Source organism: Prosthecobacter sp. Pr1, assembly GCF_057652315.1.
In genome coordinates this window covers 1-14,220 of sequence record NZ_JBYFBS010000001.1, presented here as the reverse complement: position 1 = coordinate 14,220, position 14,220 = coordinate 1, and the positions used below count along the sequence as shown (strand labels likewise).

General features: G+C 61.6%; 12 protein-coding genes. 5 read left to right on the top strand and 7 right to left on the bottom strand.

Annotated features, from left to right (window positions below):
- Positions 1-8: 8 nt before the first annotated feature.
- Together AC24GY_RS00060 and AC24GY_RS00055 are read left to right on the top strand one after the other, a co-directional pair.
- Positions 9-1,466 (top strand): N-acetylmuramoyl-L-alanine amidase, encoded by a 1,458-nt coding sequence (locus AC24GY_RS00060; RefSeq protein ID WP_487679223.1) that lies wholly within the window; start codon positions 9-11, stop codon positions 1,464-1,466.
- Positions 1,388-2,914: a shikimate kinase gene (locus tag AC24GY_RS00055; protein ID WP_487680140.1), complete on the top strand. Its 1,527-nt coding sequence runs from the start codon at positions 1,388-1,390 to the stop codon at positions 2,912-2,914. The genes AC24GY_RS00060 and AC24GY_RS00055 overlap by 79 nt, the downstream gene beginning before the upstream one ends.
- Here the strand turns inward: AC24GY_RS00055 and AC24GY_RS00050 are convergent.
- Positions 2,903-3,892: an MBL fold metallo-hydrolase RNA specificity domain-containing protein gene (locus tag AC24GY_RS00050; RefSeq protein ID WP_487679221.1), complete on the bottom strand. Its 990-nt coding sequence runs from the start codon at positions 3,890-3,892 to the stop codon at positions 2,903-2,905. The genes AC24GY_RS00055 and AC24GY_RS00050 overlap by 12 nt on opposite strands.
- Before the next feature lie 60 nt (positions 3,893-3,952).
- Between AC24GY_RS00050 and AC24GY_RS00045 the strand changes: the two genes are divergently transcribed.
- Positions 3,953-7,567 (top strand): DEAD/DEAH box helicase, encoded by a 3,615-nt coding sequence (locus AC24GY_RS00045; RefSeq protein ID WP_487679219.1) that lies wholly within the window; start codon positions 3,953-3,955, stop codon positions 7,565-7,567.
- Between the two features lie 3 nt (positions 7,568-7,570).
- Here the strand turns inward: AC24GY_RS00045 and AC24GY_RS00040 are convergent, their stop codons facing one another.
- Both AC24GY_RS00040 and AC24GY_RS00035 read right to left on the bottom strand, forming a co-directional pair.
- Entirely contained in the window at positions 7,571-7,969 is a 399-nt protein-coding gene (locus AC24GY_RS00040; RefSeq protein WP_487679217.1) for a hypothetical protein, read from the bottom strand.
- A 71-nt stretch (positions 7,970-8,040) separates the two neighbouring features.
- Complete coding sequence (locus AC24GY_RS00035) at positions 8,041-8,256, bottom strand: hypothetical protein (RefSeq protein WP_422319275.1); 216 nt, start codon at positions 8,254-8,256, stop codon at positions 8,041-8,043.
- Positions 8,257-8,319: 63 nt separating this feature from the next.
- Here AC24GY_RS00035 and AC24GY_RS00030 point away from each other — a divergent pair, with 63 nt between their 5' ends.
- Together AC24GY_RS00030 and AC24GY_RS00025 are read left to right on the top strand one after the other, a co-directional pair.
- Positions 8,320-9,693 (top strand): FAD-binding oxidoreductase, encoded by a 1,374-nt coding sequence (locus AC24GY_RS00030; protein WP_487679215.1) that lies wholly within the window; start codon positions 8,320-8,322, stop codon positions 9,691-9,693.
- 52 nt (positions 9,694-9,745) lie between these two features.
- Positions 9,746-10,942 carry an FG-GAP repeat domain-containing protein gene (locus AC24GY_RS00025; RefSeq protein ID WP_487679213.1) on the top strand — a complete coding sequence of 399 codons (1,197 nt, stop codon included), beginning with the start codon at positions 9,746-9,748 and terminating at the stop codon, positions 10,940-10,942.
- Between the two features lie 5 nt (positions 10,943-10,947).
- On the opposite strand, the gene fmt is transcribed toward AC24GY_RS00025, so the two are convergent.
- From fmt to AC24GY_RS00005, 4 genes are read right to left on the bottom strand one after another with little or no spacing between them, the layout of a single operon-like run.
- Positions 10,948-11,877, bottom strand: coding sequence for a methionyl-tRNA formyltransferase (gene fmt, locus AC24GY_RS00020; RefSeq protein WP_487679211.1), 930 nt, complete (start codon positions 11,875-11,877; stop codon positions 10,948-10,950).
- Positions 11,878-11,887: 10 nt separating this feature from the next.
- Positions 11,888-12,523, bottom strand: a complete 636-nt coding sequence (locus AC24GY_RS00015; protein ID WP_422319267.1) for an adenylate kinase family protein — start codon at positions 12,521-12,523, stop codon at positions 11,888-11,890.
- Between the two features lie 22 nt (positions 12,524-12,545).
- On the bottom strand, positions 12,546-13,439 hold the full coding sequence (locus AC24GY_RS00010) for a glycosyltransferase family 9 protein (RefSeq protein WP_487679208.1): 894 nt from the start codon (positions 13,437-13,439) through the stop codon (positions 12,546-12,548).
- Between the two features lie 2 nt (positions 13,440-13,441).
- Positions 13,442-14,032, bottom strand: coding sequence for a hypothetical protein (locus tag AC24GY_RS00005; RefSeq protein ID WP_487679206.1), 591 nt, complete (start codon positions 14,030-14,032; stop codon positions 13,442-13,444).
- Positions 14,033-14,220: the final 188 nt, after the last annotated feature.

Sequence of the window (14,220 nt, the reverse complement as noted above, 5' to 3'; positions counted from 1 at the left end):
TGCCGGTCATGCTCGCGTCCGTAATGGTGACGCCGGGCATGGCTCAGACGATTGTGCCCGCACCCACCCCGGCGCCTCTTTTGACGCCCGCCCAGGTGACACCGGGCTCCGCGCCGGCAGCGCCTCCTCCTGCCCCCGCTAATCCACCCGCGCCGCCCGCACCCGCTGCCCCTGCCCCCCCCCCACAGGCGGCACCCGCCCCCGTTCCGGTCCCGACGATCGCCCCCGTCCAGCCCGCGCCACCCCCACCCCCCGCACGTCTGGACCGCCTCAGCCCCCTCGGCACCACGCCCGACTGGCTCAAGCTGCAGTCCTTTCATCAAACCCTCACCCGCAGCGAATTCGAAGCCGCCATGCGGGATGTCTATTCAGACGGCTCCCCCTTTCCTACACCGTGGAAGCTGGAGCCCGACGGCGTGGTCATCAAGACGGGCGATCCCCTCAAACCGGAAGCCCGCATCGCCTTTGCCACCCGCTCCGAAGCACCTCTGCCCGGCACACGCACCTGGAGAGCTGCGGCCGAAATGCCCCCGCTCAAGGGCCGCCCTCTGCTCAGCGACATCCACATTGCCATCGACCCCGGACATATCGGCGGCGCTTACGCTCAGATGGAGGAGCGCATGCTCAGTTTTGCTCCTGGCGAATCCATTCAAGAGGGCAATCTCACCCTCACCACCGCGCAAGTGCTCGCCGAACGGCTCAAGGCTCTCGGCGCCTATGTCTCCCTCGTGCGCGACCATGCAGAACCTGTGACACCGCAGCGCCCCACCGATTTCGTCATCCAGGCGCGTCAACTCCTCGTCGATGCCGGCTTTCCGCTGCCCCAGGAAAATTACACCGGTGTCACCGGCGATGCGAAAATCCTCACCGTGCAGTGGCAGAGCGAAAAGCTCTTCTACCGCGTGAGCGAGATCCACGCTCGTGGCGAGAAGGTCAACGCCACCATCAAGCCTGACGTGGTGCTCTGCCTGCACTTCAATGCCGAAGCTTGGGGCGATGCCACCGCACCGCAATTCTCGCCCATGAATCACATGCATGTGCTCGTGAACGGCTGCTATTCCCCTCTCGAACTCGAGCAGCAGGACGTGCGCTTCGAAATGTTCCGCCGCCTCTTCTCCCGCGTTCATCAGGAAGAGCTCCCGCTCGCCGAAGCCGTCGCCAATGGCATGCGTCTGGCCACCGGCCTGCCAGCCTACGTTTACACCACCCCCAATGCCCGGCGCATCGGCACAAACTCCTATGTTTATGCACGGAACCTGCTGGCCAATCGGCTCTATGACTGCCCCGTCGTCTACCTCGAACCCTACGTCATGAACAACGAGGAGACCTACCACCGCCTGCTGCGTGGTCATTTCCTCGGTCGCACCCTGATCGCAGGGCGGCTGCAATCCAGCGCCATCGAGGACTACGTGCAGGGCGTCGTCAAAGGCATCGTCGCCTACTACCAAAAACACCGCCAGCTATGAAAGTGCTCGTCGCAGGATGTGGATTCGTGGGCGAGCGCGTCGCCGATCTCCTGCATGCCGCCGGACATGAAGTCATCGGCCTGACGCACTCGCCAGAATCCGCCGCACGCCTCGCCACGGTCAAACCCTGGCGCACGGAGTCCTGCGACATCTCAAACAGTGCTGATGTACTCGCCCTCGCTGCCAGGCTCAACGCCAGCAGCATCGACACCGTCATCCATTGCGCCAGTTCCAGCCGTGGCGGGGCTGAGATGTATCAGTCCGTCTATGTCGATGGCATGCGTCATCTCACCCAGGCCTTCCCCGCCGCCTTTCCGCTCTACACCAGCAGCACCAGCGTTTACCCCCAGGTGAACGGTGAAACCATCGACGAAACCAGCTTTGCCGATCCTGATCGCGAAACCGGCCGCCTGCTGCGCGAGGCCGAGAACATCGCTCTCAATGCAAAGGGCGCTGTCGCCCGGCTCGCCGGCATCTACGGTCCCGGGCGCTCCTTTGTTTTGAAGAACCTGCTCGAAGGAAAGGCCGCCATCGAAGGCAATCACGGCCAGGGCCGCATCCTCAATCAAATCCACGCCGATGATGCGGCCAGCGCGCTCGTGCATCTCGTCACGCAACGCCTGAGCGGCATCTACAACATCGTCGACGATGCCCAGATGACGCAGCGCCAGTGCGTGGAGCGTTTGTGCTCCATCTTTGGCGTCAAAATTCCCGGAACACGCGAGCCTGACCCCAATCGCAAGCGCGGCTGGAGCCACAAGCGCGTCTCCAACACCAAGCTGCATGCCACCGGCTGGGCGCCGCGCTACGCCAGCTATTTCGATGCCCTGCGTGACGACCCCGACCTCGCATCCTCCATCCTCGATCTCGTTCAAACCTCCGGCGAAACCACCCCGTCCCGCCAGCCCAACATTCTGCTGATCGGTCTCATGGGTTCGGGCAAAACCACCGTCGGCCGTATCGTCGCGCAGATGATCGGCTTCCAGATCGTCGACACCGACCATCTCATCGCGGACACCGTCGGGAAAAGCATCCCTGAGATTTTTACCACCGAAGGCGAGGCCGCATTCCGCCAGCATGAATCCGCTGCCCTGCGTTCGCTGCTGGGCAAACGCGGCTGCGTCATCGCCACCGGCGGCGGCATCGTCACCCAGCCACGCAATCTGGCCATCCTCCGTCATCTTGGTTACATCGTCTGGCTGGACGCCGATCCGGAGCGACTCGCCCGCCGCACGGCGATGAACACCAACCGCCCGCTGCTCAACGGCGAGGAAAATCCCAAGGCCAAACTCGAACGACTGCTGAACGAGCGCAAACCGCTCTACAAAAGCCTCGCCGACCTGCGCATCAAAACCGCCGAGCTCACGCCCCAGGAAACCGCCTACGGTGTCATGGAAAGCGCCCGCGTCTTCTTTGCCCGCCGGCAAAAAATCGAATCAGTGAGCTGACAGGTTCAGCTCCAGTTGATCCTCCGCCCCCAGCGCCCGCGCATCATGCCCGCGCAGACGAAGCTCCGCGGCAAACTCACGCGTCGAACCATGCACCAGGTAAATGCGCCTTGGTTTCACCTGTTCAATCGTTTCATGCAGTTCCGGGTGGTCCGCATGGTCACTCAGTGGCAGCGCCAGATCGACACCATACCGATACTTGGCGCTCGGCTGAATCGCCCAGCCCGACAGCATCGCCGTCCGCATCTTCGGCAGATCGAGTTTTGATCCCGGCGGAAACACCAGCACATGCCCTGCGACTTCGTCGGCCTTGAACAGCCGCCACTGCGGCAGCTTCCCCAGATGCGGTGCCAGCACCTCCGTGATTTGCGCCACACTCGGGTGCACCATCACCGGCAGCCCCTCATCTCCCAGCGCACAAAGAATTTCCTGCGCCTTGCCCAACGAATACCCCATCAGCACCGGAATGCCGCCATCACGCAGCGTATCCCGCACAAATGCCAGCATCTGCGCGATCACATCTTCAGCCGATGGAAAGCGATACTTCGGCAGCCCAAACGTCGTCTCCATGATCAGCGTGTCCGCCTGCATCAGCTCGCAGCGCTCCGCACTCAGCCCCTGCCGCAGCTTGTAGTCACCCGTGTAGAGCAGCGTGGCTCCGTCCGCCTTGCGCGTCAGATGCAGCATCGCCGAACCCGTGATGTGCCCCGCAGGCAGCAGCCTCATCTCCCAGCCTTCCCATTCAAACACCTCCCGCATCTGCGGCGACACCACCCTCCCCGCTTTTTTCACCGATTTCCGCACCACCATGAGCTGATGCGTGATCTCCGAACAAATCGTCAGCCCATGCCGCGCCACATGGTCGCTGTGCGCATGCGAAACAAACGCCCGCTCCTTCCCAAAATGCGGATCCAGCCACAAATCCGCCTCCGGCAGATAAATGCCGCGTGGGTGGGTGACTTCGATGAGCGGGGGCATGAGTGTTGAGTGATTTACGCTTGAGCACCGCCGCTGTCGCCGCATTCTGCCTCAAACACCGTGTCAGCCCAAACCAGCATCAGTCTCACCGCCAAACAACACGACCTGCTCGTCCGGAGCCTGGCGTTCTTTGAACGGCATATCATCAAGCGCGGCACCCAGTTGTTCGCGCGTCAGGCCGTGCGGCACGTGGAGTGGGTGGAGCCAGACGTCGTGCTTCAGGCAGACGTTCAGGGCGGGGAACTCTACAAGGTCACACTCGAATTCACCCCCGGCGACATAGAGACCTCCTGCACCTGCCCCTATGGAGTGGACTGCAAGCACGCCGTCGCCCTGATCCTGCATTTGCAGGTGCAGTCCGTCGCAAGGAGCGTCACGCAGGCCAGGACGAAAAAACCGCCGAAGCCCGCCCCTCCCCCCATCGCCCAGCCACCTGCGGATTCTTTCCCAGGCCGTGCCGCCGCACAACTGGGCATCACCCTCACCGCCTCCCAGTTGAAATTTCTCCAGCAGGCGTCGGTCTGGTGGGTGGGCAGGCAGAATATCGTGTCACAGCAGGATTTGTTCAAGCTCTGCGGTCGGCAGAGCTACTGGGGCTATGGCCAGGTGCAGCTCTGGCCCACGAATCATCCACCTGTCGATGAAGCCGAGTTCTTCGCGTGTCTGGCTGGGGCGCTGGATGCCTGCCAGCTCGCGATGCCGCCTGCTTTGGCCGGGCTGGTTGATCCAACGGTGTTGCAACGGCTTCTCCACAAATGGGAGCGTCTCAGACAAATCGACGAATGGCGGCAGCGCCTTGGGTCATGGCAGGAGCCGCAGCTGCATCTGGCCACTGAGGCTCCGGAACTGCGTCTCATGTTGCATGCCAAAGGCGCTCTCATCCAGGTGCGCCATCCGGGAGAGGCCGACTTTGGCAAAGCTTCGCAGAAGCTTCTCAAGCAGTTTTGGGGTGGCTCCACTCACTACGGCAATGGCCCCCAAAACCTCCTCAGCGCGGGCTCAAACCTCGTGCTGAAGGCTGCCGTCCAGCAATATGGAGATCTCCGCTCCCACGACATCGAGCCGCTCTCAGACTCGCTTGCCAAAAGCCTCGGCCAGCTCATCTCCACGCCGCAGTTGTTTCAAACTCACGTCGTCACCTCCACGGGGGAACCTCTGCCCATCATCGACGAACCCCTGCGCTGGGATCTGCAGCCCCCCACCACCTCAGGGGGCGACTACGAGCTGCGCATGTTCGATGAAGAAGGCCGCACCCCGCCGCCACCCCTCGCCATCGTGCCCGGGTTCCCCATGCGTTACGTCACCCATGAGTCCGTGTTCCCCGTGAATTACTGGCCCTTCGGCCATGATTCCATGCACTGGCCGGTCTCCATTCCTGCTGCGGCGCTGGAAACCAAGGAAGGAGTCAGCGCCCTCGCCAAACTCGGTCTGCCCGTGCCGCAGCGCCTCGAAGGCCGCGTGAAGATCATTCGCGCTGAAATTAAAGTGCGCTGCAAGCTCCACCGCTATCCTCAGACCAGCAGTGACTACCTCCACGTGCGTGCGCAGGCAAAATTCGCTGGTGTGCAGAGTCCAAGCCTCTGGAACGGCACAAACTGGTCCGCCTCCCAACGCTTCAACCAGAGAGAAATGCCCCCGTCGGATGAAATCGTGCAGCTCGACAGCTCTCACCTGCCCGCCGCCGGTGCATGGCTGACGCAGTGGCCGCTCAGACCCGTTTACGGCGCCTTTAATGAATTCTGGCTCGAACAGCGCATTCAGGGCCGGGACTGGCCGGACCAATTCCTCGCCTGGCTTGACCGCCGCCCTCAAGGCTTCATCGTCGAGCTCGATGCCGAACTCGCCAGCCTGCGCGATGGCAAAGTCGCCGGTCACGTACGCCTCGACATCGAAGAATCCAAGACCGGCATCGACTGGTTCGACCTCAGCGTCGCTCTGGATGTCAGCGACAGCACCCTGACCCAGGAAGAAATCGATCTCCTGCTCAAGGCCAAGGGCAAATGGGTGCGCCTCCCCGGCAAAGGCTGGCGCAAACTCGAATACCAGCTCACCGAGGCGCAGTTGCACGAGCTCGCCGAACTCGGTCTCGCGGCGCATGATTTCAGTGCGGAGAAACAGCGCCTGCACGCCCTCCAGCTCGGCGGTCTCGCGGGGAAAGACACCACGCTCCTCAGTGCAGAGCGCGTTGCTCAGGTACGCCGTCGTGTGGAGGAAATCCAGACCCGCGTCACCCCGCAGATGCCGGAGGGCATCACCGCCACCCTGCGTCCCTATCAAACCGAAGGCTTCCACTTCCTCGCCTATCTCACGGCCAACCGCTTCGGCGGCGTGCTGGCCGATGACATGGGCCTCGGCAAAACTTTGCAAACGCTCGTCTGGATCGCCTGGCTGCGCGGTGAGCAGCAGTTGCAGGAGCCCCTGCTCGTCATCTGCCCCAAGTCCGTGCAGGACAACTGGCGCGGCGAAGTCTCCCGCTTCTTTCCCCAGCTCAGCGTGGACGTGTGGAATCGCGCAAATGCCGGAAAGAGCGGCCTCGAAGGCACGGCGGATCTGCTCATCATTCACTACGCTCAGCTCCGCATCCATGAAGACCTGCTGCGCAAAATCGAATGGGGTGCGGTCATCCTCGATGAAGCGCAGGCCATCAAAAATCCCACCTCGCAGAACGCCCAGGCCGCATGTGGATTGAAAGCAAGGTACCGCCTCGCCCTCACCGGCACCCCCATTGAAAATCGCCTGCTCGATCTTTGGTCCATCTTCGCCTTCGCCATGCCCGGCGTCCTCGGCACCCGCGCCGCCTTCACCAAGAACTTCGACGGCAGGGACGATCCGCTCGCCCGCCGCCGCCTCGCCGCACGCACCCGCCCCTTCCTGCTGCGCCGCACCAAAAACGAAGTCGCCCGTGATCTGCCAGACCGAGTGGAAGAAGATCTCAGCATCGAACTCGAAGGCACGCAGGCCGCCCTGTATCAGGCCGAAGTCAAACGCGCTCGCGCTCAGCTATTGAAGGTCGAAACCGGCAAACAACTCGACAAACTCCGCTTCAACATTCTCACCAGCCTGTTGCGCCTGCGGCAGATCTGCTGCCATCCGCGCCTGCTCGGCCTTGAGGCCACCGCCACCAAAAAGGGACGCAAAAAAACCGCCGAACCCGCCAGCGAGAGCGCCAAAGTGGCCGCGCTCATGGAACTGCTCGAACCCCTCATGGAGGAAGGCCAGAAGGTGCTCGTCTTCTCCCAGTTCGTCGAAATGCTCGCCATCATCGAGGCGGAAATTCAGGAGCGCGGCTGGCAGTCCTTCAAACTCACCGGCCAGACCGAAGACCGCGGCAGCCTAGTCAATGATTTCCAGACCCACGCCGGTGCCGCCACCTTCCTCATCAGCCTCAAAGCCGGTGGCTTCGGCCTCAATCTCACCGCCGCCAGCTACGTCGTCCTGTTTGACCCCTGGTGGAATCCCGCCGTCGAAGCCCAGGCCATCGACCGCACCCACCGCATCGGCCAGCAGCAGACCGTCTTCGCCTACCGCCTCATCGTCAAGAACAGCATCGAGGAAAAAATCCGCCTCCTGCAAAAACAAAAAGGCTCCCTCGCCAACGACATCCTCGGCGAGGAAAACTTCGCCCAGGCCCTCACCCTCAAAGACTTTCAGTTCCTGCTCGGCGGGGAGGAGTGAGCCTCACTGCGTCACCTCGGGATACTGCTGCCGCAAAAACACCAGATCTCCCGCATCCTTCTCACGATGCGTATTCTTTTTCATGCGCCACAGGAGCCTCGGCGATGCGAACGGAATTGGAACGCCTTGCACCATGCGAATGACGACTTCTTTCGACGCTTCCTCATAGTCGATGCCTGAGGCAGATTTCATTAGATCGATAATGATTTCATCGGCCACACGAATGATCGTGTATTTGCCAACATCCCCTGGCTGCAGGTGCAGCACCGCTTTGTCCGGCAGAGATTCAAGACAACGATAGACCTTCGCCTCGTTGACCAGTTCGGTGTCAAACAACAGATCAACATCGCCAGTGGTCCGGCTGTAGCCTGCATACATAATCGCAAATCCACCCACGATCATTTATCGGGCGCCGGATTCGTCGAGCAGGCGGCACATGTCCACCAGATCGTCCTCTGTGGGTGCCCGTGAGATTAACTCGCCTTCTTGCGGTTCATCATCTTCACCATCCATGCGTCAGCCTCCTCATGAGATTTGAAACGATACACGCCTTTCGGGCACAGGCCGCGCTTCTGCGTCTTGAGCGCTTGATTCAGCGTCTTTTGCAGCCCCGCTCCAGAAGGAGGCACGCGCCGCCCTACGGTCTTGCCGATGAATTCTTCGACGTTGACGACTGGCCTGGGCTGCATGGAGGGCAAATTAGACGCAGGGCATGAAGTTGCAAGGCCGGGCATCCGGCCCCAAGAATGCGCATGGCCTCCCTCGCCGATCAACTCATCTCCCTTCTTGGTCCTGACCGCGTATCCGTCACGCAAACCGACATCGCCACGCACAGCACGGACAAATGGTTCGCATCAAATCCGCCCGAAGTCGTCGTGCATGCCGAATCCACCGCCGAAGTCTCCGAGGTGCTGCGCTTTGCCAACGCAAACAAGATCCCCGTCACCCCCCAGGGTTCACGCGTGGGCTATGTCGGTGGCTGTGTGCCGCTGCAGGGTGGCATCGCGCTGTCGGTCGCGCGAATGAACAAGATCAAGGAGATCACCCTCGCAGACGGCGTGGCAGTGATCGAACCGGGCGTCATCACCGGCCATCTGCAAAGCGAAGTGCGCAAGCTGGGCTGGTTCTATCCGCCGGACCCCGCCTCTCTCAAAGAATGCTCCCTCGGCGGCAACATCGCAACCAACGCAGGCGGTCCGCGCTGCCTGAAATACGGCGTCACCCGGCACTACGTGCTCGGTTTGGAAGCGGTGCTGGCAGACGGCTCCATCGTGAAGGCGGGTGGGCGCTGCCACAAAAACAAAACGGGCTTCGACCTCGTCGGCCTCATGGTCGGCAGCGAAGGCATGCTTGGCGTCGTCACGGAGGCCACCCTGCGCCTGATCCCGCACCCACCCATGCGCGCGATGCTCTCCGCAGGCTTCAACTCTTTTGCCGAAGCGGCGAATGCCGTGCAGCGCATCCTCGGCAGCGGATTCCTGCCCAGCGCGCTCGAAATCGCCGACAAGTTCACTCTGCGTGCCGCACGCGAGTATCTCGGCGCCTCCGTCACCCCGGAAGGCGATGCGCATCTCCTCGTCGAGATCGACGGCCAGGCCGATTCGGTCAAAGGCGAAATCGACCAACTAGCGAAACTCGTGGAAAACCTGGGCAGCATCTGCCTGAACACAGCCATGGGCGATGAAGCCTGCGAGGCCTTCTGGAAACTGCGCCGTGAATTCAGCTACAGCCTGCGCAACACCGGCCTGATCAAACTGAACGAGGACATCGTCGTGCCACGAGGCCGCCTCGTGGATCTGGTCGATTTCGCGGAGACCCTCCAAAGCGAAACCGGCTTCCCCGTCGCCTGCTTCGGCCACGCCGGAGACGGCAACATCCACGTCAACATCATGGTGCCGACCATGGACGACCCCGCGATCCGCGAACGCGCCGAGGTCGCTCTAGACAAGCTTTTCCACCAGGTCATCGCCTGGAACGGCGCCATCACCGGCGAACACGGCATCGGCGTCGCTAAAAAACGCTGGTGGCGTGATGCGGTCTCCCCCGCCGCGCATGAAACCCACCTGCGCATCAAGGCGGCGCTGGATCCCAACGGCATTCTGAATCCCGGGAAGTTTCTGGGCTGATGCCTCACGCCTGCAAGATCACTCCTTCCAACTCTGTTCCAATCCAACCACCATGACAAAACTGCTCATCCCGACCCTGTTGCTCGCGCTGCCCTTGTGCGCCGCCGATTTGAAGTTCAAAAAGTTCACCCTGACCGAGGAATTTGTAGCCGAAGGCGCGCACTTTGCAGATTTCGATCATGACGGTCAGAACGACGTCTGCTCAGGCCGCTTCATCTGGAAGGGCCCCGAGTTCAAGGAACGGGTTGAGTTTGCACCCAAGTTCGAAAAAGAGCCCTACGATCCGGCCAAGGGCTACAGCGATTTCTTCCTGACCTACAGCTATGACTTCAACGGGGACGGCTGGAGCGACATCATGGCCTACTCCTGGCCGGGCAAGGAGACCTGGGTGTTCGAAAACCCGCAGAACAAAGGCGGTGAATGGAAGCGCCACACCATCTTCGACATCACAGACAATGAATCCCCCGATTTCAAAGATGTGAACGGCGACGGCAAGCCGGAACTCCTCTGCCACACCGGCGGACAACTCGGTTATGCCGAGATCGACTGGGCCAACCCCTTCGGCAAAGCCCGCTTCCGCCCCATCTCTCCAAAATCACCCGAGAACGACAAGAAGTACTTCCGCTACACCCACGGCTATGGCGTAGGCGACGTGAATGGTGACGGCCGCCCCGACATCCTCGACAAGGAAGGCTGGCGCGAACAGCCAGCAGACACCAAGGCCGACAGCGACTGGGTCTTTCATCCTCAGCTGTTTACCGTGGCAGGCGGACGCGGCGGTTCCTTCATCCTCGTTTACGATGTGAACGGTGACGGCCGCAACGATGTGATCAGCAGCTACGATGCGCACGGCTACGGCTTCGGCTGGTTCGAGCAAAAAGCCGACGGCACCTTCGCCGAACACAAGCTCATGGGAGCCACCGTCGAAGAAAGCCCGGTGGGTGTCAAATTCAGTCAGCTCCACGCCATGCAGCTCGCCGACATGAATGGCGACGGCGTTATGGACGTGGTCACCGGCAAACGCCGCTGGGCCCACGGCCCCCTGAAGGACGATGAGCCAAATGCCGCCCCAGTGCTCTACTGGTTCGAAATCAAACGCGAAGGCAAAGAAGCCAAATTCATCCCCCATCAAATCGACGACAACAGCGGCGTCGGCACCCAAGTCACTCCCGGAGACGTCAACAAGGACGGCAAAATGGACGTCGTCATTGGCAACAAGAAAGGCGTCTTCGTCTTCCTGCAGGAATAAGCAACTCAGTGCAGCACATCGCCCGCGTGCAGCGGGTGCCCGCGCAAGAAGTCGGCGGCAGACAAACGTCTGCCGCCTTCGATTTGGACCTCGCTCAAATTGAGCAGGCCGTTGCCACAACTTACCAAAATGCCGTCGGCATTTGCGCTCACAATCGTGCCCGGTGCAGGACAAGCATCCGCATTGGCGATGGCCTGAGCGCGGTGAATCTTCATCTGCGCCTCCTTGAGCAGGCAGGAAGTTCCCGGCCAGGGGGTGAAGGCGCGAACGAGACGGTCGAGTTCAATGGAGGGACGCGTCCAGTCGAGGCGGCCATCCTGACGAGTCAGCTTGCGAACGTGGGTGACCTTGGATTCGTCCTGCTTTTCACGCGGCGGGTTTCCAGTGGCCAGAAGATCCAGCGCTTCTTCGAGCGCGGCAGGTGCCCGCTGCGCGAGCTTGTCATGCAGGCTGCCACCCGTTTCATCGCAAGCAATGGCAACACGATGCATCAGGAGGATGTCGCCGGTGTCGAGGCCTTCATCCATGAACATGATGGTGACACCGGTTTCAGTATCGCCGTCGCGGATGGCGGCTTGGATTGGCGCGGCACCACGGTGGCGTGGGAGCAGCGAGGTGTGGACGTTCAGGCAGCCGAGAGGCGGCACATCCAGCACGGCACGGGATAATATCTGACCGTAGGCGATGACGACAGCGACGTCGGCATTGAAGGCTTTCAGTTCCTCCACGGCGTGGCGGATTTTCAGAGGCTGCAGGACGGTGAGTCCTGCTTCAAGGGCGCGCACCTTGATCTGCGGTGGGGTGAGCACCTGCTTGCGGCCCACGGGTTTGTCGGGCTGGGTGATAACTCCGACGACGGAGTGTTTGGATGTGCTGAGCAGCCAGTCCAGCGAGGGGAGGCCGATGTCGCCGGTGCCAATGAAAAGAACGCGCATCGTTTTGCGGCTAGACCTTCATCTTTTCCAATTCTTTCCACGCTTCGAGCTGCATGACGCCGCCGATGATGTCGTAGAGCACCTTGGCGGGCGCCTGGCTGGCATCGATGTCGAGGATGCGGTCGCCGGCGTAGTAGTCTAGGATGGGCTTGGTTTCGGCTTCGTAGGTGGCGAAGCGCTGCTGGATGACGGTTTCGTTGGCGTCGTCGAAGCGGTTGTCCTTGAGGGCGCGTTTGCGCAGGCGGCGGGCGAGTTCGGTGCGGTCGGGGCAGGAGAGATGGAAGACTTTGAGGACTTCGATGTGGGGTTCCATGAACTTTGCCTGCTCCACATTGCGGGGGATGCCGTCGAGTACGAGGAAGTCGATCTCGGGCTTAAATTGATGAGAATCAATGCGTTGCTTGAGATTGGCATGCCAGAGTTCCACGGTCACATCGTCCGGAACGAGTTCACCGCGGCTGGAGTATTCGACGAATTTCTGGCCGATGGCTGTGCGGGTGTCGAGGGAGCGAAAGACATCGCCGCAGGCGAGGTGGTGGAAGCGGGGGATGCTGCCCAATACCTTGCCTTGCGTCCCCTTGCCACTTCCGGGTGCGCCGAGGATGAGGAAGGCTTTGATGCGGGCAGAGTGGTGTTCGTGAGACATGATTTTTGATCAAGCTAACACGTTACGCTTTCGCAACAACTTGCGTGGCGGCCAATTTCACTTCGTGGACGGACAAATCGGACAACTCGTGTGTCGGATTCCGCAAAAACTGCACCCAGGGCTGGGGTGGTAACCAAATGGCGGGATCGGTTGGACCGAACAAGAGGAGGGATGGGACTCCGCAGGCGGCGGCGAGGTGGGAGATGCCGCTGTCATGGCCGAGGAAGGCGGTGCAGGTGCTAAGGCGGGTGGCGAGTTCGGTCAGGGGGAGGGCGTGCCAGATGGGACGACCGGTGGGCTGGATGCCGCGCTCTTGTTCGGCTTCGCCGGTGATGAAGATGACTTCATCGGTGGGAAATTCATTGGCGACTTGGAGCCAGCGGTCGAGGGGCCAGTTTTTCTTTTCGGAGCCGCTGCCGACGTGGATGGCGATGCGGGGCTGGTTATTGGGAGGGCTCTGGAAGTGGGCGCGGTGGAGGTGGTCGTCTTCCAGATACATGGCGAGCTTTTCGAGGCCTTTGGCGAGCTGCCTGGAGGCGTGGGGGCCGTCGGGGTTAACGAGGGGGGAGCACTCGATGAGGGTTTTGACGCCGACGCGTTCCATGCTGGCGCGGAAGAGGCCATCGGGATCGTAGAGGAAGCTGACGACGAGATTGAAGCTGCGGAGGTGTTCGGCGAGGGCTTCGTCGATGGGGGCTGTTTTGGCAAACAGCGGGGCCATGGTGCGGTGCTCGAGGCTGCGGATGGAATCGGCTAGGCCTGCGGTGCGGGCGAGTTCGGCGATGGCGGGATAGCCGATGACTTCGAGATGGCAGCCGGCGATGGTTTCGCGCAGGAGGCGGAGAGCGGGGAGCGTGAGGATGAAGTCGCCTATCGCGCCGCCACGAATGACGAGGACACGGGGCTGAGGGTTCATCTTCAGTAGAACAGGATCGCTGCGGCAAGAAGGACGATGCCGTAGGCGATGCCGCCGTAGACGGCGAGATTCCAGCGCTGCGGTTTGGAAATGAGAGCGTTCACCCAGTCACGCATGAGGAAGGGCATGCCGATGAAGAACATGCCGACGATGATCCAGGCGTAGGCGAGGATGGGGATGAGGAGGCGGCTGATCTGGGGCTGCAGAAAGGCGGCGGTGAGGACGGGGCCGGCGACGAGGAGGAGGAGGGCGCCGAGGGCGCGCACGGCGAGGAATTCTTTGACGTAGATGAGCACGGCGACGTAGCCGCCTGCGACGATCATCATGAACTTGTCGCGCATGTTGAAGAACTCACCCATGTCCATGTTGACGAGGGCGAACTCGCTCCAGAGGAAGTCGATGGTGAGGAGGATGACACCCCAGGAGTAGGTGCGGGGGAAGGCTTTGAGGAAGGCCTGGGTCTTGGCGGTGTTTTTGAGGGCCCAGCCGTGGGAGAGGATCAAGGCGAGCGCGACGACGATGCCGGTGCCCTTCAGCGGGATGCCACCGGTGGGGGCCAGGTGGTAGAGGTAGTCGTAGAGGTCTCGGAACATGCGCGGAAGGCGGGAAAAAGGGGTGGCACAGGTGGCGCAGACCCTGCTGGTGCGCAAACCCGTTGTTGGATGCGGGGGGAACCGGAATGGGGTGGCCGCAAAAAAGCGCAAAATGGCGCAAAAAAAGAGGGGGAGACTGAAGGAGTGGTGGGGTGCGGGCGGGGGCGGGGGCGTGTTGAAGGAGGTGC